15 protein-coding genes are annotated in these 24,225 nt (G+C 66.8%); 5 read left to right on the forward strand and 10 right to left on the reverse strand.

Translation table 11 applies throughout. From position 1 onward, the window contains the following. Both C6W88_RS16880 and C6W88_RS16885 read right to left on the reverse strand, forming a co-directional pair. Positions 1-616, reverse strand: a 616-nt coding sequence (locus tag C6W88_RS16880) for a TRAP transporter small permease subunit (protein WP_108133370.1), incomplete at its 3' end; no start/stop codon positions are given. Positions 617-767: 151 nt separating this feature from the next. Then, positions 768-1,802 carry a TRAP transporter substrate-binding protein gene (locus C6W88_RS16885; RefSeq protein ID WP_108133327.1) on the reverse strand — a complete coding sequence of 345 codons (1,035 nt, stop codon included), beginning with the start codon at positions 1,800-1,802 and terminating at the stop codon, positions 768-770. Positions 1,803-2,043: 241 nt separating this feature from the next. Between C6W88_RS16885 and C6W88_RS16890 the strand changes: the two genes are divergently transcribed. From C6W88_RS16890 to C6W88_RS16900, 3 genes are all read left to right on the forward strand, one after another. Further along, positions 2,044-3,855 carry an IlvD/Edd family dehydratase gene (locus C6W88_RS16890; RefSeq protein ID WP_231498685.1) on the forward strand — a complete coding sequence of 604 codons (1,812 nt, stop codon included), beginning with the start codon at positions 2,044-2,046 and terminating at the stop codon, positions 3,853-3,855. 72 nt (positions 3,856-3,927) lie between these two features. Continuing rightward, entirely contained in the window at positions 3,928-5,730 is a 1,803-nt protein-coding gene (locus tag C6W88_RS16895) for an IlvD/Edd family dehydratase (RefSeq protein WP_108133328.1), read from the forward strand. A gap of 206 nt (positions 5,731-5,936) precedes the next feature. Further along, entirely contained in the window at positions 5,937-6,878 is a 942-nt protein-coding gene (locus C6W88_RS16900; protein WP_108133329.1) for a Gfo/Idh/MocA family protein, read from the forward strand. An 83-nt stretch (positions 6,879-6,961) separates the two neighbouring features. On the opposite strand, the gene C6W88_RS16905 is transcribed toward C6W88_RS16900, so the two are convergent. After that, positions 6,962-8,188: an ROK family transcriptional regulator gene (locus C6W88_RS16905; protein ID WP_108133330.1), complete on the reverse strand. Its 1,227-nt coding sequence runs from the start codon at positions 8,186-8,188 to the stop codon at positions 6,962-6,964. Positions 8,189-8,885: 697 nt separating this feature from the next. Between C6W88_RS16905 and C6W88_RS16910 the strand changes: the two genes are divergently transcribed. Both C6W88_RS16910 and C6W88_RS16915 read left to right on the forward strand, forming a co-directional pair. Further along, positions 8,886-9,659 (forward strand): D-xylose 1-dehydrogenase, encoded by a 774-nt coding sequence (locus C6W88_RS16910; protein ID WP_108133331.1) that lies wholly within the window; start codon positions 8,886-8,888, stop codon positions 9,657-9,659. 46 nt (positions 9,660-9,705) lie between these two features. Beyond that, positions 9,706-11,130, forward strand: a complete 1,425-nt coding sequence (locus C6W88_RS16915) for a sugar porter family MFS transporter (protein ID WP_108133332.1) — start codon at positions 9,706-9,708, stop codon at positions 11,128-11,130. 103 nt (positions 11,131-11,233) lie between these two features. Here C6W88_RS16915 and C6W88_RS16920 read toward each other — a convergent pair whose 3' ends face one another. The 7 genes from C6W88_RS16920 to C6W88_RS16950 all read right to left on the reverse strand — a co-directional run bounded on the left by C6W88_RS16920 (position 11,234) and on the right by C6W88_RS16950 (position 24,217). After that, the gene (locus C6W88_RS16920; protein ID WP_108133333.1) at positions 11,234-11,863 is read right to left on the reverse strand and encodes a CDP-alcohol phosphatidyltransferase family protein; all 630 of its coding nucleotides are present in this window, start codon (positions 11,861-11,863) and stop codon (positions 11,234-11,236) included. A 105-nt stretch (positions 11,864-11,968) separates the two neighbouring features. Next, positions 11,969-12,733: a FadR/GntR family transcriptional regulator gene (locus C6W88_RS16925; RefSeq protein WP_231498686.1), complete on the reverse strand. Its 765-nt coding sequence runs from the start codon at positions 12,731-12,733 to the stop codon at positions 11,969-11,971. 197 nt (positions 12,734-12,930) lie between these two features. Further along, entirely contained in the window at positions 12,931-15,060 is a 2,130-nt protein-coding gene (locus tag C6W88_RS16930) for a site-2 protease family protein (protein WP_108133334.1), read from the reverse strand. Positions 15,061-15,158: 98 nt separating this feature from the next. Continuing rightward, entirely contained in the window at positions 15,159-16,589 is a 1,431-nt protein-coding gene (locus C6W88_RS16935) for an efflux RND transporter periplasmic adaptor subunit (protein WP_108133335.1), read from the reverse strand. After that, positions 16,586-17,434, reverse strand: coding sequence for an efflux RND transporter periplasmic adaptor subunit (locus C6W88_RS16940; protein ID WP_197037140.1), 849 nt, complete (start codon positions 17,432-17,434; stop codon positions 16,586-16,588). Before C6W88_RS16940 ends, C6W88_RS16935 begins: the two co-directional genes overlap by 4 nt. After that, positions 17,424-19,019, reverse strand: coding sequence for a TolC family protein (locus C6W88_RS16945; protein WP_108133337.1), 1,596 nt, complete (start codon positions 19,017-19,019; stop codon positions 17,424-17,426). The genes C6W88_RS16940 and C6W88_RS16945 overlap by 11 nt, the downstream gene beginning before the upstream one ends. A 23-nt stretch (positions 19,020-19,042) precedes the next feature. After that, the gene (locus tag C6W88_RS16950) at positions 19,043-24,217 is read right to left on the reverse strand and encodes a cadherin-like domain-containing protein (RefSeq protein WP_108133338.1); all 5,175 of its coding nucleotides are present in this window, start codon (positions 24,215-24,217) and stop codon (positions 19,043-19,045) included. Between the last annotated feature and the right edge of the window lie 8 nt (positions 24,218-24,225).

The following is a 24,225-nucleotide window of genomic DNA, read 5'->3' on the forward strand; positions in this document are numbered from 1 at the left end:
TCAGGTGAATCAGCGCCTGGACGCACATGATCGCCACCGCGGCGAGGATCATGCCCTTGACCAGGGCGGGGAACGGCGGGTTCCAGGAGGTGCCGGAGCGCTCCAGTTGCCACTCGCCGAGGGGGTTGTGGGAGGCGCCATAGAACATCACCCAGGCGGCGTAGGTCATGCCCAGGCAGAAGCCGAAGGTGACCAGGTCATTGAAGCGGTCGAGCCACAGCCGGAACCTCGGGCCCACGGCGTCGTAGAGCACCTTGACCCGGATATGGCGGTTGGAGGCCAGCGCGGCGGGGCCGCCGAGACAGAAGCTGACCGCCACCAGCATGACCACGCTCTCGTGGACCCAGGAGGTGGGCGCGCCGAAGCCGTAGCGCATGATCACCTCATAGACGCTGATGGCCATGGCGATGAACACCAGCCAGGCGGCGAACTGGGCCACCCGGACCACGCCACGATCGAAACGACTGCGCACCACATCGGGGGCACGCTCGGGCGTCCTGTCCGCCGACGGGTCGGGGTTCGGGCCGCGAGAAGGCTCGTGCGAAGGATCGGGCGGCCGCCCGGCGCCGTCATGTGGCGATCCGGCGGGGGTGTTGTGGGAGGAGGGAGGCGTCATGGTTGCTCCAGGCCGCTGGCGGCGTTGGTCAACAGGTTGAAGGTCACGACCACGGGTGCGGTCAGCAAGTCGTCACGGATCTGCCCCCCGGTGTCAGCAGGCTGGACCGGGGGGCAGGGGCCCTCTCGGGGGGCAGGACGGCTGGCGAGGCTTACAGTTGGCCGCGGGCGGTCAGGAAGCCGGTGGCGGCGTCGTAGACCTTCTGGGTCATCTCGTTCTTGCCGGCCCACTCCTGCCATTCCTGTTCAGCCGCCTGACGGAAGGCCTTGCGTTCTTCGTCGGGCAGGTCGAACGGGTGAACCTCCGGGTCCGCCTGGAGACGGGCAAGCGCTTCGATGTCCTGGGCCTTGAGTCGGGCGATCAGGTCGTAGGCCATGGCGTCGAAGGCGGTCTCGAGGGTGGTCTGAAGGTCTTCGGGCAGGCCGTCCCAGATATCCTTGTTCACCGATACCGCGATCATCGGCATGGAGTGGAAGCCCGGGTACAGCGGGTAGGGCGCAAAGGCATGGAGGCCCTGGGCGTCGTTGTTCGACAGCACCGTGGAGTCGGCGGCGTCGATCACGCCCTTCTCAAGGCCGGTGTAGACCTCGGAGCCGGGCAGGTTGACCGGCGTGGCGCCGATGCGCTCGAAGATGTTGTAGACCATGCCCTGGGGCGCACGAATCTTGAGTCCCTCGAAGTCTTCCAGCGACTCGATGGCCACCGTGGACGGGATCGACTCCAGCGGGAAGGTCGCCGCCGCCACCAGATGGGCGCCGTAGGGCTCCACCAGCTCGTTGTAGAGATCCTCGCCGCCGGCGTTGTTCATGAACTCGAGGAAGTCGTAGGGGTCGTTCCAGGCGCCCACCAGATTGCCGAGCATGCCGAAGGCCGGGTTCTGGCCGGAGAAGTAGCTGGGGTCGGTCATATGGCCCTGCAGGATGCCGGAACTCACCGCCTGCAGGGTTTCGGTGGGACCTACCACCGAGTTGATCGGCAACACCTCGATGGCCACACGGCCATCGGTCATGGTCTCGATGCGCTCGGCCCACTCCTGCTTGATCTTGAAGCTCGGCTCGCCGGCGGTCTCGGAGGCCTGGAAGGTCCACTCGTATTCAGCGGCCTGGGCACTGGCGGCAGCAGTGATGGCGATGGATGCCGCACCGATGGAGGCGGCAAGACGGGAAAGCCTGGGGATAGCTCGCATGGTCGATCTCCCTGATGAGAGCGTGATCGTTATTGGTGTGGCGGCAAGTCTTGACCGAGTTGCGAGTATGTTCAACATATACTTTCGTATGTGTGTACTTTGTGGCGCCCGCGACGTAGGCTTGCCCAGGACCCGACGAGCGGGTCGGTATTCGCCATGACGTCGAAGGCCAGCGATTGGCCCGAGACAGCAGGCAGACCGGTTGCCGCTCGCCCCGTGACAGAGTTGAAGGAGCCAGGCAATGGCCGATAGTGATCAGGATTCCCCAAGCGTGGGTATTGAGGCTGCAAGCGACGAAGCGGCGACCGAAGTGCCCCAGAAGGCACGCTTTCGTAGCGCCGAGTGGTTCGGCAGCGCGGACAAGAACGGCTTCATGTACCGCAGCTGGATGAAGAATCAGGGGATTCCTGATCACGAATTCGATGGCCGCCCGATCATCGGTATCTGCAATACCTTCTCCGAGCTCACACCGTGCAACGCCCACTTCCGCAAGCTGGCCGAGCACGTCAAGAAGGGGGTGCTGGAGGCGGGCGGCTACCCGGTGGAGTTCCCGGTGTTCTCCAACGGCGAATCCAATCTGCGTCCCACCGCCATGTTCACCCGCAACCTGGCGAGCATGGACGTGGAGGAGGCCATTCGCGGCAATCCGCTGGACGGCGTGGTGTTGCTGACCGGCTGCGACAAGACCACTCCGGCGCTGTTGATGGGGGCGGCCAGCTGCGACATCCCGGCCATCGTGGTCACCGGCGGGCCGATGCTCAACGGCAAGCACAAGGGCCGGGATATCGGCTCCGGCACCGTGGTCTGGCAGCTGTCCGAGGAGGTCAAGGCAGGCAAGATATCGATCCACGACTTCATGGCCGCAGAGGCCGGCATGTCACGCTCCGCCGGCACCTGCAACACCATGGGCACGGCCTCCACCATGGCCTGCATGGCGGAATCGCTGGGGGTGTCGCTGCCCCACAATGCGGCGATTCCTGCGGTGGACTCGCGCCGCTATGTGCTGGCGCACCTGTCGGGCAATCGCATCGTCGACATGGTCAAGGAGGACCTGCGGTTGTCTCGGGTGCTGACCCGGGAGGCCTTCGAGAACGCCATTCGCACCAACGCCGCCATCGGTGGCTCGACCAATGCGGTGATCCACCTCAAGGCGATCGCCGGACGCATGGGCGTCGAGCTCGAGCTCGATGACTGGAACCGGGTAGGGCGTGGCACCCCGACCATCGTCGACCTGCAGCCGTCGGGGCGCTTTCTGATGGAGGAGTTCTACTACGCCGGCGGGCTTCCGGCGGTGCTGCGGCGCCTCGGTGAGGCAGACCGCCTGCCCCACAAGGAGGCGCTGACGGTCAACGGCCAGACCCTGTGGGACAACGTCAAGGATGCGCCGCTCTACAACGATCAGGTGATTCGTGAGCTGGACAACCCGCTGGTGGACGACGGTGGCATGTGCGTGCTGCGCGGCAACCTGGCGCCCAAGGGCGCGGTGCTCAAGCCCTCGGCGGCGAGCCCCGAGCTGATGCGTCACCGTGGTCGCGCGGTGGTGTTCGAGAACTTCGACGACTACAAGGCGCGGATCAATGACCCGGATCTGGAGGTCGATGCCGACAGCGTGCTGGTGATGAAGCACTGCGGTCCCAAGGGCTACCACGGCATGGCCGAGGTGGGCAACATGGGCCTGCCGGCGAAGCTCCTGGCCCAGGGCGTGACCGACATGGTGCGGATCTCGGACGCTCGCATGAGCGGTACCGCCTATGGCACCGTGGTCCTGCATGTGGCGCCGGAGGCGGCGGCCGGCGGTCCCCTGGCGGCGGTAGAGAACGGCGACTGGATCGAGCTGGATGCCTACGACGGGCGTCTGCATCTGGACGTCGACGAGGCCGAGCTCGAGCGGCGCCTGTCCGCCAGCGATCCCACCGAGGCGTCGCGCCGTATCGCCTCCAGCGGCGGCTACCGTCAGCTCTACATCGAGCACGTGCTGCAGGCCGATGAAGGCTGCGACTTCGACTTTCTGGTGGGCTGTCGTGGCGCGGACGTTCCGCGACACTCCCACTGAGCGCTCCCGACCTTCGCACCCAATGGCAGACCGTTGCCGCTCGCATGCCGGCGGCAACCGCAGGAGAACACCATGACCCAGCGCCCCCGCCTTACCCCCGACCAGCTGCGTTCCCGCTGGTGGTTCGACAATGCCGACCACCCGGGCACCACTGCGCTGTGCATCGAGCGTTACCTCAACTACGGGGTGACCCTCGATGAGCTGACCTCGGGCAAGCCGATCATCGGCATCGCCCAGTCCGGTTCCGACCTGACCCCCTGCAATCGTCACCACATCGAGCTGGTCAAGCGGGTCAAGGACGGTATACGCGCTGCCGGCGGGGTGCCCTTCGAGTTCCCCCTGCACCCGATCCACGAGAACGTGCGCCGGCCCACGGCGGCGCTGGACCGCAACCTGGCCTACCTGGGCCTGGTGGAGGTGCTGCACGGCTATCCGCTGGACGGCGTGGTGCTGACCACCGGCTGTGACAAGACCACCCCGGCCTGTTTGATGGCGGCGGCGACGGTCAACATTCCGGCCATCGTGCTGTCCGGCGGCCCCATGCTCAATGGCTGGCGGGGCAACGAGCGGGTCGGCTCCGGCACCATCATCTGGGAGCTGAGAAAGCGTCTGGCCGCCGGCGACATCGACTACGCCGAGTTTCTTGCCCGGGCCAGCGACTCGGCGCCTTCGGTGGGCCACTGCAACACCATGGGTACCGCCTCCACCATGAACTCCATGGCCGAGGCGCTGGGCATGAGCCTGCCGGGGTCGGCGATGATTCCCGGGCCCTACAAGGAACGCGCGATGGTCGCCTACGACACCGGCGAGCGCGCGGTCGAGATGGTATGGCAGGACCTGCGTCCGCTCGACATCCTGACGCGCGAGGCGTTCGAGAACGCGGTGGTGGTGTGTTCGGCGCTGGGGGGATCGTCCAATGCGCCGATCCACGTCAACGCCATCGCCCGCCATGCAGGCGTTGCGCTCGACAACGACGACTGGCAGCGACTGGGCCACCGGATTCCGTTGCTGGCCAACGTGATGCCGGCGGGTGCCTATCTGGGTGAGGAGTTCCATCGTGCCGGCGGGGTGCCGGCAGTCCAGCACGAGCTGCTCGAGCGCGGACTGCTGCACGGCGACGTCACCGGCGTCGACGGCCGCCGCCTGGCCGACAGCATCGCGGGCCGCGAGACGCAGGACGAGGAGGTCATCCGACGCTTCGACAATCCGCTGGTCGAACACGCCGGCTTCCTGAACCTCAAGGGCAACCTGTTCGACTCGGCGCTGATGAAGACCAGCGTGATCTCGCCGGACTTTCGTCGGCGGTTTCTCGAGAACCCGGACGACCCGGATGCCTTCGAGGGCCGGGTGGTGGTGTTCGACGGCTCCGAGGACTACCACGCCCGCATCGACGATCCCGAACTCGGCATCGACGCCAGCACCATCCTGATCATGCGTGGGGCGGGACCGGTGGGCCATCCTGGCGGCGCCGAGGTGGTCAACATGCAGCCGCCGGAGGCGCTGATTCGCCAGGGGATCGAGTCGCTGCCGTGTCTGGGCGACGGGCGTCAGTCGGGGACCTCGGGATCGCCCTCGATCCTCAACGCCTCGCCGGAAGCCGCCACCGGCGGGCCGCTGGCGCTGGTCCAGACCGGCGATCGACTACGCGTGGATCTGGGCCGCTGCGAGGTCCGCCTGCTGGTGGACGATGACGAAATCACCCAGCGTCGACAGCGTCTCGACGCCCAGGGCGGCTATCCCTATCCGGCCCACCAGACGCCGTGGCAGGAGATCCAGCGCACCCTGATCGAACCACTGGATCGCGGCATGACCCTGCGCGGCGCCGACGCCTACCGTGACGTGGCGCGCCAGAGTCCGCCCAGGGACAATCACTGAAAGGGTGATCCTCGTCCTTGTCTGGGCGCCCGCCAGGGCCTTCGCAGCAGCACACCAGGGCTGACCCGACCTTTTGCCCGGGGTAGCGAGGGTGGCGACAGGTCCCTGGCGTAGCTGGGGCAGGGTTGGTCACGCCCCTCGGCTCAATTATGCTGTGCTCCTTGATTACGTTGAGGTCTCCGCGGGGACCGCTCCAGGAGGCAGTAATGCGGCAGTTTCGACTGGGCGTGGCCGGCGCCGGCAAGATCGTCCGGGATCAGCATCTGGACGCCATCCGTGCCACCGAAGGACTTGAGCTGGTGGCGTCGGCGGACCCTCATTCGCGCCTGGAGGACGTGGCGTCCTACGCAAGTCTCGAGGAGATGCTCGACGCCGAGCCGGATATCGACGCCGTGGCGATCTGCACTCCTGCCCATCTGCGCCACAGGCTCGCCAGTCAGGCGCTGGCCCGTGGCAAGGCGGTGCTGTTGGAAAAGCCGCCGGGTGCCACCCTGGCCGAGGTGCAGGACCTCAAGGCACAGGCCGAAAAGGCGGGACTTACGCTGTTCGCCGCTTGGCACTCGCGCTTTGCCCCGGGCATCGCCGCGGCCGCCGAGTGGCTCGCTGGACGCCGGGTCGAGGGCGTCGATATTCGCTGGCACGAGGACGTGCGGGTGTGGCATCCAGGCCAGGCCTGGCTGTGGGAAGCCGGCGGCATGGGGGTGTTCGATCCGGGCATCAACGCCCTGTCCATCGTTACCGCACTGCTGCCCGATCCGTTCTTCTTGAAGCGGGCCAATCTGGTCGTGCCCGCCAACGCCCAGACACCCATCGCGGCGACGCTTGAATGGCGTACCGCCGATGGCGTCCTGCTGAGCGGTGACTTTGACTTCCGCCACGAGGATCCGCCGTGCTGGGAGATGACCTTCGTCACCGATGGGGGAACCTTGACCCTGGAGGCAGGGGGCGCCCGTCTGATCGCCGATGGCAGGACGCTGATCGATGAGCCGGAGCGCGAGTACCAGGGGGTCTACGCGCATTTCCACAGCTTGCTCGAGGCTGGCCAGCGCGATATGGACATCACGCCGCTGCAGCAGGTGGCCGACGCCCTGATGCTGGGGCATCGCCAGGCCACCGAGGCCTTCGTCGACGATGATGGCAGCGCCTGAACACGCCACTTCGCGTCGATCTCTCGATGACCCACGACGCCGTCGCTCCCTTGGTGTGAGCTGAACCCGCCAGAAGCAGCGGGTTATTCGTCAGTGGCGAATTCGTCGTGGCGAGCCAGCAACTGGCACAGTACCTGGGCGGCAGCGCCGCGGGCGGCGGTCGCCAGGCTGTCGTCGAGGATGCGCACCGGGATCGGCGGCGCCTGTGGCAGCAGATGGTTCTGATGACGAGTGAAGAACGCAAGCGCCGGGTCCAGCAGCGGTGCGCCCAGCTTCACCAGCGAGCCACCGATGACGATGCGCTCGGGATTCAGGGTGAGGTGGAGATTGAGCAGCAGCAGGCCCAGGGCTTCCCCTGCCTGGTTGAGGGTCTCGGCCACCAGGTCGGGGTCGTGGTGATGCTTGATGCCTTCGCTCAAGGAGGCGCCGGCCTCGATACCCAGGGCATCACGCAGGGCCCAGCCACTGACCAGGGTCTCGGCGCAGCCGTGGTTGCCGCAGTGACACGGCTTGCCCCCCGGCGCCAGGAGTGTGTGGCCGATCTCTCCGGCCAGCCCATGCACGCCACGAATCACCCGGGGCGGCGTGCCTTGCACTACCAGCCCGCTGCCGATCCCGGTAGCCGCGCTGACGTACAACAGTGAGGACGGTGTCGCGGCATCCTGGCCGCTGGACGGGCTGCAATAGAGCTCGCCAAAGGCCGCCGCCTTGGCCTCGTTGTCCATGCACCAGAATCGTCTCGAATCATCGCCGAGTTCCGGCAGGCGCTGCCTGAGCATCTCGAGCAGCGGGACGTCTCGCCAGCCCAGGTTGGGCGCCAGGCTAAGCCGCGACTGCTCCGGCGACGTCGGCCCCGGCACCGCCAGTCCCACACCGAGCAGTGTCCTGTGTGAAAGCGCCGTCCGGATAAGCTCGCGCACCATGGGCACGATCTGATCCAGGGTATCGTCTGGCCGGGTCGGCACCACGGCCTGGTGTCGCTGGGCCAGGATCTGGCCATGAAAGTTGATGGCCAGCACGTGCAGGCCATGGACCCCGATCTCGATGCCCAGGATGGCATGGCTGTCGGGATTGAGGGACAGCGCCCGTCCGGGGCGGCCGCTACCCCCACGCAGCAGATCGCCTTCGACCAGCCAGCCCTGGTCCAGCAGCGTCTGTACGGCGGCGCCGACGGTTACCTTGGTCAGGGCGGTGCGCTGGGCAAGCTCGGCACGGGTCAGCCCGGGCTGGCGGCGCAGCCACTCCAGCAGAGAGGCGCGGTTGCGTGACTTGAGCGCACCAAGGTCGCCGGCGGTGGAAGAGGCGGTCATGAACGAAAGTCTCCGACCCTGTCAGGGATGGGGAAGGTCGCGTCGAGTGTACCAAGGCGGGCGACGGGCCGCAGCGCCGGACTTTAGGGCTTGTCTGAAAAGTGCCTGCGCTCGGTAATACGGCGTTAAAAATCGGATCAACATGCTCATTTACACCCCGTAAACTGCGCTTTCTCACCAATTTTTGCCTTGTCTAACCTTCGCTCGTCGACTTTTCGGACAGCGCCTAGCGCCGTACAGTAGCGCCCGGCTGCATCGACCGACTGCATCGGCCGGCTACATCGGCCGAACAAGGATCCTGAGTGAATCCGTGCGACGCCTGTGCCGCTTTTCAGAAGAGCACTGGATTTCAGAAGAGCACCGGGCGCCATCAAGCACCTTTCCGCTGGGAGGCTTCTGTTCGACATAAGTGCAATGGCACAAGGCGTCCGACTCGACAAGACTGTGCACTTAGTTAGGACAAATTACTAACGAAATATTAGTAAAGAGAAATAACAAACATCTCTCGTCGAACGAACGGATCTCGCCAGACGAAAGGCTTCGCCAATCGAAAGGCTTCGTCGATCGAAAGGCGAAAGCGGTGACAGACGCCGCCTCCAGCAGGCCAAGCCGATACGTCGACGAGCGCAGGCGCTTCCAGGCAAGTCCTGGATGGCTTAGGTACAACCCCTACAACAGCAACGGGAGTCACGCTGACATGACGAAGGAATCTCGAGCGCCGGTGGCGCTTTATCCAGGCCTTGCGGGCAGGCGGGTGGTCATCACCGGTGGCGGCTCGGGAATCGGAGAAGGGCTGGTGGAAGCCTTTGTCGAGCAGGGCGCCGAGGTGCACTTTCTCGACCTCGCCGAGGCGCCATCACAGGCGCTGGTGGCGAGTCTGACCGAGCAGGGTGCCGGCCGCGATCGGCTGCAATTCCATCACTGTGACCTGACCGATCTGGCGCGTCTCGACGAGGTGCTGAGCGCGATCGGTGATGTCGATGTGCTGGTCAACAACGCGGCCAACGACGATCGCCATCGTCTGGCGGACATCACCCCGGCCTATTTCGACGAACGCATCGCCGTGAATCTCCGCCACCTGGTGTTCGCCACCCAGGCGGTGGCGCCGGGCATGGCCAGACGTGGCGGCGGAGCGGTGATCAACCTCGGCTCGATCAGCTGGCATCTGGGCCAGGCAGGCCTGGCGCTCTACGAAACGGCCAAGGCCGGTATCGAGGGGCTGACCCGGGCGCTGGCCCAGGAACTGGGTGAACAGGGCATCCGGGTCAACTGCGTGATCCCCGGCAACGTCAAGACGCCGCGCCAGTCCCGCTGGTACAGCGCCGAACAGGAGGCCCAGATCGTCGCCGAGCAGAAGCTCAAGGTGCGCCTCGAGCCTCATCACGTCGCGGCGATGGTGGTATTTCTCGCCTCCGACGCGGCCAGCGGCTGTACCGCGCACAACCACTGGGTGGACGCCGGCTGGCTGTGACCCAGCCTTTCTTCAACTGCGATATCAAAACAACAAGGAGTTCAGCATGCCTATCGTATCCTCAGCGGCGGACGCCGCCTCGCTCAAGCGACAACGCTATGTGTTCGCCATCTGCTGTATCGCCGCCATCGGCGGTTTTCTGTTCGGCTTCGACAGCGGCGTGATCAACGGCACCGTCGATGGTCTGCAGACGGCCTTCGACTCCGACAGCGTCGGCACCGGCTTCAACGTGGCCTCGATGCTGCTGGGTTGCGCCATCGGTGCCTTCTTCGCCGGCCGCCTGGCCGATCGCTACGGCCGTCGTGCGCTGCTGATCGTGTCGGCGGTGTTCTTTCTGGTCAGCGCCTGGGGCTCCGGGGTGGCGACCGGCTCGCTGGAGTTCGTGATCTACCGGGTGCTTGGCGGCATGGCGGTGGGCGCGGCCAGCGTGATGACGCCGGCCTACATCAGCGAGGTGGCGCCGGCCGAGCGGCGCGGACGGCTGGCCACGATCCAGCAGGTGGCGATCATCTCGGGGCTGTTTATCGCCTTCGTCAGCAACTATGTGCTGGCCAAGATCGCCGGCGCCTCCACCGCCAGTCTGTGGTTCGGCTTCGACGCCTGGCGCTGGATGTTCTGGATCGAGATGCTGCCGGCGGCGATCTTTCTGCTGGCACTGCTGGGTATCCCGGAGAGCCCGCGTTTTCTGATCAGCCGCGGACGCGACGACAAGGCGACACGGGTGCTGGTCACCCTGCTCGGCGAGCAGGCGGGGCAGGCCAAGGTCGCCGAGATCAAGGCGTCGCTGAACGCCGACCATGTGCCGAGCCTCAGGGATCTGATCAACGCCACCAGTGGCAAGGTGCACGGCATCGTCTGGGTCGGTATCGGGCTGGCGGTGTTCCAGCAGCTGGTCGGGATCAACGTGGTGTTCTACTACGGTGCGGTGCTGTGGCAGGCGGTGGGCTTCTCCGAGGGTGATGCCCTGCTGATCAACGTGATCAGCGGTGCGGTGTCGATCGGCGCCTGTCTGATCGCCATCGCGCTGATCGATCGGATCGGTCGCAAGCCGCTCTTGTGGGCAGGTTCAGTGGGTATGGCGCTGACCCTGTGCCTGTTGGCCTACGCCTTCTCCACCGCCAGCATGGTCGACGGAAAGCTGGCCTTGGCCGGTGACATGGGGGTGCTAGCGCTGCTGGCGGCCAATGCCTATGTGCTGTTCTTCAATGTGTCCTGGGGGCCGGTGATGTGGGTGATGCTCGGTGAGATGTTCCCCAATCAGGTGCGCGGTTCGGGACTGGCGGTCTCGGGGCTGTTCCAATGGCTGGCCAACTTCGCCATCACCATGACCTTCCCGATCATGCTGGCGGGAATCGGCCTTGCCGGGGCCTACGGTGTCTACGCCTTCTTCGCGGCTTGCTCGGTGGTGTTCGTGATGAAGTGGGTCAAGGAGACCCGTGGACGGGAGCTTGAGCAGATGGCCTACGAGTAACCCATGCGTTCGGGTTGGGCAGCAGGCGGGTTGCCCATGGTGAACGGGGCTGTCGTCCTGCATCTTAGGTGCCACGCCTGCTGATGGTGGGACCCCGGCGAGATCAAGGCGCCGGGGTCTTGTCGTCTCCAGTGGCCTCGGCGATGCCACGCTGGACGCGATGGTACAGCGAGACCAGCATCAGCACCGCCATCAGCCAGAATACCGCTGCGATGAACCAGCCTGCCGCCAGGCCCACCGCCACCACCAGGGCGAGTATGCCGATGACCAGGGCGCGATCGCTCTTGCCCATGGGGCCGTCGTAGCGTCGGGTCGCCCCGACCAGGGGGCCCATGACGCCGGCGTACTCGACGATGATCGCCAGCACCATGGCGATAAGGACGGCGCCGGGGCCTGTCTCGGGCAGCAGCGCGAAGGGGACGAACAGGGCGGCGTCCGAGACCACGTCGCACAGCTCGTTGAGGTAGCCGCCCAGGGCCGTCTGCTGGCCGTGTTCACGGGCGAGCATGCCGTCGATGGCGTTGAGCGCCATGCGTAGGGGGAGCCACAGTGCGATCAGTACGAACCAGAGCTGCGTCTGCACGTTGAGGCCAACCACTGCCGCCACCAGCAGTGACAGCACGGCGGCCAGCAGGGTGACCTGATTGGCGCTGACGCCACGCTGGTGAAGGCGGCCCACCAAGGGACGCAGCAGGGCTTGAAAACGAGGCTTGAAATCATACACGGAGGCCATGTCAAAGGTCCTTTTTGACGGGCTAGGCGAGGGGGACGGGGCTGGCGGGTGCGTGGGCTGCGCCAGGCCGCCAGCATAGCATGGCGGCTCCCACAGGACCTTGACTCAGCCGGTAGGTGGCAACTCCAGGTCGCTGCCGAGCACCGAGTCGCCGGGTTTGATGCCCAGGGCGTCGGCGGTACCGGCCAGCACCGCCTGGGCGGCGCGAAAGGCGTCCTGGGGGCGTCGCGTGCGTATCGCCTCCATCAGCTCGCGGTGACGCTCGAGGCTGTCCTCGGGGTCGCTGGCGCTTTCGTTGGAGGTCTCGATCAGCAGGTAGATCGAGGGGCGCAGGATATGCGAGAGCTGGGACCAGACGATATTGCGGGTGGCCTTGAAGATGGCCACATGGAAGGCGATGTCGTGATCGCTGTGCAAGCGCTTGGCGTCGCCCTCGGCGGCGTTCATGGCGCTTTCCATGCCCTCGAAGGCCTCCTCGATGGCGACCAGATCGCGGGCCGTCGCGCGGCGGGCTGCGGTCATCGCCACGTAGGGCTCGACGTCGAGGCGGAAGCTCAGGATCTCGCGCTGGATCTCGGGGTTGGGAGCCGCGTAGCGGGTCATCCAGTCGGTGACCGACGGGTCGAGGATGTTCCAGGCCTCGACCTCGCGCACCTTGGAGCCGTGGCCGGAAATGCGTTCGATGATGCCCACGTCCACCAGCTGGCGCAGGTCGCTCCTGACCGCCGAACGGTTCAGTGCAAACTGTTCGGCCAGGTCGACCTCCTTGGGCACGAAGTCGCCGGGGCGATAGCGTCCGCCGAAGATGGCCTCGGCCAGGTAGTCGGCCACGCTGGGGCGTTTGCTGTTGCTGCGAGATGGGACGGCCACTGACTTGCTCCTGGCGAATGCAGTGACGATGCTAGCGAATGTGCAACATAGTGACAATGCGCCTTAGTGACAACGGGGCACAGTGACAACGGGGCATAGCGACAACGGGGCATAGCGACAACGGGGCATAGCGACAATAGGGCACAGTGGCAGCGCTGGTGGGCTCGCGGGCAGGCAGTCTAGAGGGAACCGTCTTCTCAGAAGCCGCTCTCGCGGATCACCACCGAAGCGAGCCAGGTAGTGAACTGTCCGACCAGGCTCTGACGCTCGGCGTCGATGTGCAGTTGGCCGGCGGCCTGCCTGCCGCCTGTCCAGGGGCTATCCAGGCGGGCTTCGATCGCGATCAGCGCGCGTTCAAGACGCAACTTGCCGCGCTCCTCCGGGTCCTCGTAGGTGGACAACGGGCCGCCGTGACGTGCCGCCAGCAGGGTGTGACTCAGGTGCTCGGCGCGGGTGGCACCGATGCTGGTGACGTGTCCGGCCAGTGGTCGGGTGTGGCCCTCCACCAGAAAGCGCACCCGAGCACCAGGACTCAGGCGGTGGACCTCGTCCTGAGGCACGTAGGCATCGATGACCCAGGTCGAGGGGGCCACCAGTACGCCCAGCGGCTCTTGGGTCGCGACCCATTGCCCCGGCGTCTGTTGTCGATCGAAGCGCTGCCATTCGCCGGCGAAGGGGGCGTTGATGACCAGTCGCTGCTGCTCCCGCCGGGCGGCCTGGCGTCCACTTTCGCTGACGCGGTGTAGCGCCAGGGTAGCGCTGTCGCGATTACGCCCATCGTCGGCGTCGAGCAGCCCCGCGAGTTCGGCCTCCAGCAGGTCGAGCTCGCTTTCCTGGGCCAGCTCACGACGTCGGATATCCGGCTCGCTCAGCCGCACCAGGGCCGCCTCCCGCTCGACCCGCCCGGTGGCGGCGATGGTCTCCAGGCGTGCGGGAAACGGCGAGTACAGGGTCAGCTCGCGCTCGGCGTGGAGCACGCCAGGCCCGCTGACGCGGGTCTGCAGGGGCAGGCAGGCCAGCAACAGCAGTAGGCCGAGGGCCAACAGCCAGGCCAGGCGAAAGCGCCGGGGGACGGCGCGGCGATGGGACCACCAGTGCTGCAGTTCTCGGGTGACGGGCATCAGGATGAACCAGGCTATTTCCACGGCGAACAGGACGATGCCCAGCGCCTTGAAGAACAGATGATAGACGGCCAGGGCGATGCCGAGGAACAGCACCAGTCGATACAGCCAGGTGGCGAAGGCGAACAGCACCAGCGAACGTCGCTGATGACGGGGAAAGGGCTCGGGCCAGGCCTCGTCGAGCCCCAGCAGTCGACGGCGCAGCCACACACGGGCCTGGGCGCCGGCGCGCTCGTGCAGGTTGGGGAAGTCGAGCAGATCGGTCAGCACGAAGTAGCCGTCGAAGCGCATGAAGGGACTTGCGTTGATCGCCAGGCTCAGCACCCAGCTGGTGGTGGCCAGGTACAGAAGTGCCGAGTTGACGGCGCCCGGCTCGGTCAGCACCCAGCCGAGGGTCGCCAGGCCTGCCAGGCCAAGCTCCACCAGCATGCCCGCCGACGAGATCGCCAGCCGCGATCGACTGCGCCTGAGTTTCCAGCTCTCGCCGGTGTCGGTGTAGAGCATCGGCCACAGCACGATAAAGGCGACGCCCATATGCGCCACCTTTACCCCCAGCCGGGTCGCCACCAGGGCATGGCCGAGCTCGTGGCAGGCCTTGGCGACCACCAGTGCACAGGCGAAGCTGAGCATGCCCGACATCGAGAAGGCGTCCATCACCGCGTGGGTAAAGTGGTCCCAGCGGCGCACCACCAGCACCAGCCCGAGCAGTCCGAGCAACAGCACCGCCGTGACCATGCCACGGCTGAACAGCCAGGGCAGGGCGCGCACCACGGCGCCAAGAAAGCGCTGCGGGCGCACCAGCGGCAGGCGAAAGAACAGATAGTGATGCAGCCACCAGGACAGCTTGCGCCAGGCGGCGCCTGTGGCGGCCTCGCGGGCCAATCGGTCGGTGCTGTCGGGCCCGGCCCGCAAGAGACGGTGATGCTCGAGAAAGTCCACTAGTTCGAGCACCTGCTCGAGCGACGGCTGCATCGGCGTCTGGGCGGCGATCTCGTCGCGAATCCGCGCGGGGCTCGCCCCCCAGCGCGCCAGACACTCGAACTCGAGCCAGCCGATCCGGTAGAAGCGATTGGTCACCGGGTCCTGGATCGACCATTGGGGCTCGCCATGGCGATCACGACCCGCATCCACCAGCACCAGGTCCTCGCGCAGCGGCGGCGGCGGACGATCCGAGCGTTCATCGACGCCGGCGGTGTGATGGGCCATCGTCGCGCTAAAGGGGCTGGCGTTGACTTCCGTGGGTGAGGCAGCCGCGCCGTGGGAAGCCCCCGGGCCATGGCTTGCGGGTGTCGCTGAGGCCATGGCTACCACCCCGTCCAGGCGCGCAGGGCCGACAGCGGCCGGCGCAGCAGGTAGTAGCCGAGACTGACCTCTTCGCCGTAGACCTTGGCGGTGCCGTGCAGCCCCAGGCGTACTTGGTTCGCTGTCGAGTCGGTCTGGGTATCGGTCCCCTGGTCGAGGCTCTGTCCGGCGCTGTCTTTCACCTCGGTCGGCGCAAGCTCGGCCAGCAGGCGATAGGCGGCGACGCCATCTGCGTCGGTCGAGGCTTCGTAGCTGGTCTGGGTGAGGCGCGCGCCGATCGGTTCCAGCGGACGGGCGCTGAGGAACACCTTGACCTCGGCCCCGGGTGCCAGGGTGATGGCGTCGGCGGCGGCCAGCTGGATCTCCACCGCCGGCTGATCGGGGTCGGCCAGGCGCAGGATGCGCTCGCCGGTGGCGACGGGGCGTCCTTCCCAGTCGTCGGGGTCGCTGTAGACCGCGACTCCCGCCGTCGGAGCCGTCACCAGGGTGCGTTCGAGCCTGGCCTCCAGTGCCTCCAGTTCGGCCTGGCGCTGTGCCTGCTGGCGCCTCAGGCGGCTTATATCGGCGAGCCGCGAGCGGTCGTCGAAGGCCAGGTTGCCGGCGGCGTCGAGCTCGGCGCTGGCCACCTCGAGCTGACGCCTGAGTACCCCGGCGCGGCCTTCGAGTTCGCTACGATCCAGGCGGAACAGGGGGGTGCCGGCCTCGACGCGTGAGTTGGGCTCTACCAGCATCTCGGCCACCACACCGTCCAACGGGCTGGTGATGGCGGCGCTGTCCAGCGACACGATCTCGGCCGGGGCCAGGGCCGACTGGCGCACCGGCAGGAACATCGCGGCGATCACTGCAACCAATAACAGCCAGCCGAGCCGACGACGCGGTAGCTGCCAGGCGCGGCGGCGTGGCGCCAGGGCCTGCCAGCAGTAGCGCCAGGTGGCGGCCAGGCCACCGAGCTGCTGGCGCAGCGCCTGGGGCGGTGGCTGCTCGAGCAGAAACAGCGCCCAGGCATGGTCGCTGGACGACTTTCGGTCGACGTCGGCGCCGCCGGGACCCAGCGGCACCAGCCACAGCACCTCTGGCCACCACTGGGCCCAGCCCTCGGCCAGGTCCTCGGGGAGTTCCAGTTGATCGCGCAGCAGCAGCCTGGGGCCATCGATGTCGTGTTGATCGAGTAGCCAGGCGCTGAGCCTTTCCACCCAGTTGACGAAGGGGGTGCGCTCGGTGGGCGTGGCCAGCCCCGAGACACAGCGCAGCCTGAGCGCGCCCCGGGCACGGCCCTCCACCACCAGGGCCTGACGAAAGCGCAGCAGCGGATAGGGGTCGTTGGCGATGGAGAAGGCCAGGGTGGTGCGTGACTCTGCGTCCAGCGCGCGATCTCGCAGGGCCAGGCTCAGTGACGCCAGCGATGCCGGGCGTGGGTGTTCGCTGGCGCTCATGGCGTGCCTTCGTCGCTGTCCTCTGTGGTGGGCGACTCGGCCACCAGGGTGGCACGCCCAGTCATGCCCGGCATCAGCTCGTCATGGGCCTGGTCGAGGCGTGCCTCGAGCTCGACGGTCTGGGCCACCGCATCGATGCGGGCACTCACCGCGCTGAGCGTGGCGGCGTAGCGCTTGCCGGTCTCGCTGACGTCAAGACTGACTGGCTGGCCTTCACCGAGCTCGGACAGGTGCGCCGAGGGGGCATTGAGCCGGACCTTGAGAGGGCCATCACCGACCAGATCGGCGATCGGCGTACCGGCGGCCATGGTCTGGAACGGCTTGACGTGAACCGCGGCGATGCGCCCGGCGAAGGGCGCCTTCAAGGTACAGCGATCACGCTGGACGGCGGCAAGGTTCAAGGCGCTCTGGGCCTTGTCGACCTCCGCCCGGGCCAGCGCCACCTCGAGATCGCCCACCGCGTCCAGGCGGCGCAGGCGGTCCTTGGCCTGGCTGTTGAGCCGGGCCACGCCGAGTTCGGTATTGGCCACGTTGACCCGGGCCTGCTCGATTCGGCAGTCGAAGCGGGCCAGCACATCGCCCTCGGCCACCGTAGCACCCAGCGACACGGCCAGCTCGTCCAGGGTGCCTTCCATGCGGCTCGACAGGGTCGCCTCCTGCTGGGGGGCCAGCAGGGCGCGCATGGTCAGCTCGCTCCGGCTTTGCTGTGCCGAATGCTGGGTCGACTGCTGGGTCGATTGAGGTGCCGACTGCTGGGCCGATGCTGGCGCCGACAGCCCGAGCAGGGGCAGTGCGAGGCCGAGGAGCATCCCGGCCGAGCGCGGGCGAAGACGACTAGACGGCATCGGTTCCCCCCTTATCGGCGCCCGTCCCCGGCTGCGGGCGACGCGGCTCCAGGGTGGGCCCGCCGGCTGGCGCCGGTGGCTGGCCCGGGTGAGGCGCAATGATGCCTTGGCGCTCGTGGGTGGTCATGATCCGCTCGATCTCGCCGGCCAGGGTCTGTACATCGTGCTGGGCGACGGTCTCGGGCAGCACGTCCAGGCCCACCGAGTTGAACAACCGGCCCCAGGCGGCCTGGGCGCGGGAGTAGGCCGCCTCGCGCTGGTACTGGGACAGCAGGTAGCGGCTCTCGGCGCGAATCACCTCGAGCTCCGAGCCGATGGAAGAGGAGGCCGCGGCCTTGGCGTAGGCCAGCAGGTCCTCGTCCACCTCGAGGCTCTCGTCGCTGTACTCGAGCTCCTCGCGGGCCAGGTGGTAGCGCAGGGCGCCCACCCGCACCTGGGTCAGTACCGCCATGGACAGGGCGGTACGGCGCAGGTCGTCGGCGTCACCCTGGGTGTCCTGGGCTTCGTTCAGATCGGGATAGGACAACAGCTTCAACAGGTTCAAGGACACGTTGACGCCGGTCTCGGTCCAGTCGTTGTTGTACAGGTAGTCGTTGGAGTCGTACTCGATGCCCGCGCTGACCGTGACGTTGGGCCACAGCCTGAGCTTGGCGGCTTCCAGGTCGTTCTGGTTGACCCGCTTGCGGTACCACTCCTCCATGATCTCCGGGCGGTGCTGCAGCGCCAGCTGTTCCAGGCGCTCGATATCGCTGACGTCCGGGGGAAGATCCGGTTCCGGTTCGTCGGCCAGGATCAGGCGGGTACCGGGGGGCAGCGACATCAGTGCGGCCAGTTCGGTCTTGGCCAGCTCCAGATCCTGGCGGCGCGCGGTCAGCAGGGTGGTGGAGTCGAGCAGCGCGCGCTGGTAGGCCAGTACCTCCTGGCGTGGCAGCAGTCCCTGGCGCTGGGCCTCACGGGCGGCGTCCAGCGCTACCTCGGTGCGCGCCAGCAGTACATTGAGGCGAGGAATCAGGCGTTGGGCGGCCAGCGCCCGCCAGTAGGCGTTACGTACGTCGCGCAGCACGTTCTGGGCGACCTTGCGCCGGCGTTCCTCGGCCATCAGCATCTGGTCGGCCTTCTGCTGGTTCTCGTAGTAGGCCAGGCCGAAGTCGAGCAGGCTCCAGGACAGGCCAAGGCCCGCGGTGGAACGGTAGCGCTGCTCCGAAGTGGAGGGCCGCAGGCTTTCCTCGCCGTCCTCGATACCGATGGAGGTGCCGCCGGAGTCGTTGCTGCGATCACTGTAGCCGGCCTCGGCGACGATGCGTGGTAGCAATTCATGGCGCGAGACGTCACGCAGGTTCGAGGCCAGGGCGCTTTCCATCAGCTTCAGGCGATAGTCGAGGTTGTACTTGAGTGCCCGGGCGGCGGCCTCGTAGAAGGTAACCGGCTGATTGAGCGGCTCCTGCAGGCGATACATCTGGGCCTGGTCGCTGATCGCCCGCTGACGGATCTCGGTGGCGTCGAAGGGCTGGGGCTCGAGGCTGGAGCAGGCACTCAGGGTCAGGCCGGCGGTGACCGCCAGCGTGGTGAGCGGTAGTCGATGCATGCGGTGTCCTTGTCGTTCGAATCTCACAGGTCGTGCTCCCCTCGCAGCGGCGCGGTGGAGCCGGCCATGGCCGTCAGTTGTGCGCGAAAGCCTGCAGCGACTCTGGGAGAGGCGCCGGAGGTCTCATCTGGCCCGCGCCAGCCGTCCTGGGCCAGCGCTGCTGGCGCGAGGCGATCGTCCTGGTCACCATCGGCGATCCATTCGGCCCCCGGCGGCAGCTCAGGCCGGCCGTCATCTGTCGCATCGCGATTCGGCGCCTCGGCCGAGCCAGGTTGAGCGTCGCCCGGCGTCGAGCTTCGCGTCGGAATCGTCGGTTCGCCATCGGCACCAGTGGCGTTGTTCAGCAATTGTTCGCGGGTGGGAGCGTAGACCGATGGATCGGCCAGCAGGCCATCCGCCGTCAGGTCGGTGCGGCCGTGGCGGCCCAGCATCAGCAATTGATCCTGCTCGGCGTACAGGCGACTCAAGGCTACGCCGCGTAGCACGTACTGGCCTGGCACCTCACCCAGGCCGTTGGCCAGCGACGGGATCTGCGTCTCCAGCGGCCGGACCAGCCAGGGCTGGGCGCCGTGGGACAGGCGCAGGTAATCGAAGACCTGGCGGCTGTTGCGCTCGACCTCCGGGGTGACATAGACCACCGGGTCGACATCGCCAAGGGTGGCGCGCGACTGGCGCCCATCGTCCGGGCGCAGGAAGTGGGGGCCGGCGCCATCCCTGATCGGAATATAGGGTGCGGCGATATCCAGGGTCAGGGTCAGGGTGGCGGTGTCGCTGGCGCCGGCCTGGTCGGTCAGGGTGTAGACGAAGACCTCCTGCAACAGCGGACCCAGGCCGCTGGCGCGCAGTACCTCGCTGTTGGTGCGGTCGATAAAGTAGCGGTAGCTGCCGTCCGCCTCGATGATCAGGGTGCCGTAGCGGCCCGCCAGGCGCTCGCCGGGCGCCGCGCTGACGCCGTCCTGTGCCACCAGGGTGACCCTTTGGGTCTCGCCGTAGCGCTCGGCGTCGACGTCGGTGTCGTTGGGCAGCACATTGCCGGTGGCGTCGGGGCGGCTCGCGCCTCCGCCGATGTCCACGGCGTCGCCGCTGTCGTCGCGGGCCGTCGGTGTATCGTTGCGCCCATCGATGGTGATCGTCAGGCTGGCACTGGCGGGGCCGCCCCAGCGGTCCTCCAGTGCATAGGTGAAGACGTCGACCAGGGTCTGGCCGCTTTGACGCAACGCCTGGACCTCCGGGTTGTCGTCATCGACCTGGTAGCGGTAGCTGCCGTCGGCCTCCATCACCAGGCTGCCGTAGCGGCCCTTGAGTGCCTTGCCGAGGGTGCCTTCGGTGCCGGCGCTTGGGTCATCGCCGGTGCGAACGCCGGTCACCGTCAGGTTGGGGCCGAGCAGGTTGACGCCGAGGTTGATGTCGCCATCGACGTCGCTGTCGTTGTCGAGCACGTTACCCACGGCGTCCGCCCCGGGCGTGGCGTTGTCGCGGCCACCGGCCTCCACCGCCAGGCCATCGTCGGTGCCGGGCACCGGCGCCTGGTTCTGGCCGCGCACGAACACCGTCAGTTCGGCCAGGTCCACCAGTCCCGCCAGATCACGGGCCTCGTAAGTAAAGACGTCACGGCGGAACTCCAGGGGGCCAAGCCCGAGGATCTCGGCGTTGGACTGGTCGACCGCGTAGCTGTAGCTGCCGTCGGTAGCAAGCGTCAGGGTGCCGTACTGGCCTGTCAGGGTTATCGTGCCGGCGCTGGGGGTGGACAGGGCCCCGCCTGCGGCCTCGGTGCCGGGGCGGGCGCCACTCACGGCCAGTTGGTCACCGGCGTCGATATCACTATCGTTGTCGAGCACATTGCCGCTGGGATCACGGCCGGTGCCCTGATCGCTGTCGGCCACCGCCAGGGCGACGTTGTCGGCGGCCACCGGGGCATCGTCGCGTCCCTCGATGGTCACGGTCAGACGCGCCGTGGTGCTGGCACCCAGGGGATCGACGCTGCGGTAGACGAAGACCTCGGTGAGGGTATCGTTGGCGGTTCTTAGGGCCTCCACCGCCGGATTGCTGTTATCGACCACATAGGAAAAGCTGCCGTCGGCGTTCAGGGTCAGGGTGCCGTAGCGTCCTGCCAGCGGCTGGCCGGCGTTTACCGTGGTGGTGTTGAAGCGGACCTGATCGACACTCAGTGTCTGTCCATCCACGTCGTCGTCGTTGGTCAGGACATTGCCGCTGGGGTCGTCACCTGGGGTGGCGTTGGCGGTACCCCCGGCCTCCACCGCGATGGCCTTGTCGGCCACCGGGCTCGGTGGATCGTTGGCGCCGGTGACGGTGACGACCAGCTCGGCCAGGTCCGGATTGCCGGCGGTGTCGATCAGCCTATAGGTGAAGGTCTCGCTCAGGGTGGCGCCTGCCGCCAGGGCCTGTACGGCGGCGTTGTCGCCGTCGACCACGTAGCGGTAACTGCCGTCGGCGTTTACCGTGAGGCGCCCGTACTGACCATCGACGCTGGCGCTGACGCCACCGAGGCTGGTCATGGCGCCGCCGGCCGTCTCGCTGCCGGGGCGAATGGCGCCGACGGCGAGTGCACCCTGGTCGATGGTATCCACGTCGGCGTCGACGTCATCGCCGTCGTCATCAGCGATCAGATTGCCGGTGCCGTCCACCGCCGGCGTGGCGCCGTCGGTGGACGGTGCCTGGGCGCTGGTGGTGTTGTTGGTGGCGACGGGGTTGTCCTGGGCGCCTTCGATGGTGATGGTCAGCACCGCGATGTCATCGAGTCCCTCGGCGTCGGTGACCAGGTAGCTGAAGGTCTCGCTCAGGGTATCGCCCACCGCCAGGGCTTCGACGTCTGCGTTGTCGTCAGCGATGACGTAGGTATAGCTGCCATCCTGGTCGATGGTCAGGGTGCCGTATTTTCCGATCACGTTGGTGGCGCCGGTGACCTCATCGAAACTGCCTAGGAGCTCATCGCCATCGCGGATACCTGTGACCGCCTTGGTCTCGCCGTTGAGGTCGACGTCGGTATCGTTGGTCAGCACATTGCCGGTGGCGTCCTGGCCGGCGGTGGCGTTGCCGATACCGCCCGCCTCGATGGCCACGCCGCTGTCGTCGACGCCCACCGGGGCGTCGTTGGCGCCTTCGATGGTGATGGTGATGGTGGCCTGGGAGGTGGCACCCGCGCGATCGCCGATTTCATAGACGAAGGTCTCGTCTAGCGTATTGCCGCTCAGCCTCAGCGCCTCGACGGCGGCGTTGTCGTTGTCGAGCTGGTACTCCGCCGAGCCGCTCGAGGAGATCACCAGGGTGCCGTAGGTGCCCTGGATACGGGTGGGCGAGGCGGGGTCGCTGTTGACCGCCTGCAGTGAGCTGTCGTCGGGGCCCGCCCGGACCACCGTCAGCACGTCGGGGTCGGCGTCACCTTTGTCGGGGTCTTTGTCGTTGCCGAAGACCAGACCGTTGGGGTCGATGCCGCCGATATTGAAGCGCCCCCCGGCCTCCACGGCGGTGGCGCTGTCGTCGATGGCGACAGGGTCGTCGTTGACCGCGATGACCTCGATGGCCAGTGTATCGCGGTCGGTCAGGGCGTCGTCGATCTCCTCGCCGGGGATGCCGTTGCCGTTGTCCGGGTGATCGCCGAAGTTGCCGTTGTCGCTGGTGACGATGGTCAGGGTATCGTCACCGTTGAAGTTGTCGTCGCCTTTATAGTGGAGGGTGGCGAGGGCGGCGTTGATCTCGGCGACGCTGCCGGTGAGTTTTAATTTTTTTCCGTCGTTTTCGACGGTGGTCATGGAGTCATAGTCGTCGTCCACGCTTAGCTTCCCGTGGTCGACGCTCAAGGTCGTGGTGATCGGCTCGGCGCCGTACTGGCCGGGCGTCAGGGTGTCGGGGTCGGCAATCGAGATGCCGGTGATGGCAAATTCGGTGTCTTCGTTGCCGGAGACCGGCGAGGCCGGCAAGGTGTGAACCGGGGCGTCGTTGAGTTCGACATAGCCGATATTGGCTTCGTAGGTGTCGCCGTCGATGGCACCGGTGATCGACGACAGGCTGCCGTCGTCGAAGGTGCCGCTGTCGATACGTGCCTTCAGCTCGCCGGCATCGGCGTCGGTGAGGCTTTCGCCGGCCGAGATGCGATAGCTGCCCTTGGGCAGCACCCCGAAGGAGTAGTTGCCGTTTGCGTCGGTGACGGTGTCAAAGGTGAGATCTTCGTCGTCATCGAAGTCGCCGTCGTTGTTGCCGTCCCAGGTCAGGATCACTCTGACGCCGGCCAGACCATCTTCACCGACATCGGGTGCGGTGCTGGCGTCGGCGCTGAGGGTGTCATTCCACAGGGTGCCTTCGATCAGCCCGAGACTCGCCCCGGCGGTCAACACATAGTCATTGAGCCTGCCGCTTCCGTCGGCATCGGTACGCTCGCCGGTTGCCGAGCCGTCGGGGCCGACATCGCTGCCAGCAAAGCCATCGAAACTGCCGTCGTCGGGCAGGCTGGACCAGGCAAGACGGGCCTCGGCATCATCGGCCGCCACCGGCGCGTTGTTGGGTATCTCGACGCTATAGGACACGCTGACCTTGGTACCTGGGTCGAGCTGTGCAAAGGTGACCTCGATTCCACTGGCGGTGGCGTTGGCCAAGACGCCGGCCGGCAGGCCGCCCAGGCTGTAGCTCTGGCCATCGATGACCACACTGTCGATGACATAACCGCTGCCCGAGGGAAAGGCGTCGGTCAGCACCACATCGTAGGCGGGCATGCCGCCGTTCTGGGTAAAGGCAACGGTGACGCTGGCGCTGCCGGTGGTGTCATCAGGGGCAGGATCGAAGTCCACCACCGTCTTGGTCATTTCTTCGAAGGACGGCTCGACGATTCGTTCGTAGATTTCCTCGCTCTGGAAACTGGTGCCGTCGCGGCTTTCGGTCACGACCATGCCAAGCTCTGTCCCTGCCTGGTTGGTCGAGACGTTGTCGACCCGCACATTGAACTCGAGCGAAATGCCTTCCTTGTCGAGGTCATTATCGTCGTTGGTGATGGTGCCCAGGTCGATGGTCAGGGTGCGTCCATCGCCGCTGATGGTGTAGCGGGCAGGGTCGAGCACATCCTTCAGTCCGCCGCTCAGGTCGCTCTGGATGTACCCGGCCTCGGGGGACTGGCCATTGCCCTCGACGGAACCGGCGCCGGTGTTAAGGTTGCTTGTCAGACCGCCACCGTTGGCGATGAAGGCCATCTTGATCT

Source organism: Halomonas litopenaei (assembly GCF_003045775.1).
GTDB lineage: Bacteria > Pseudomonadota > Gammaproteobacteria > Pseudomonadales > Halomonadaceae > Halomonas > Halomonas litopenaei.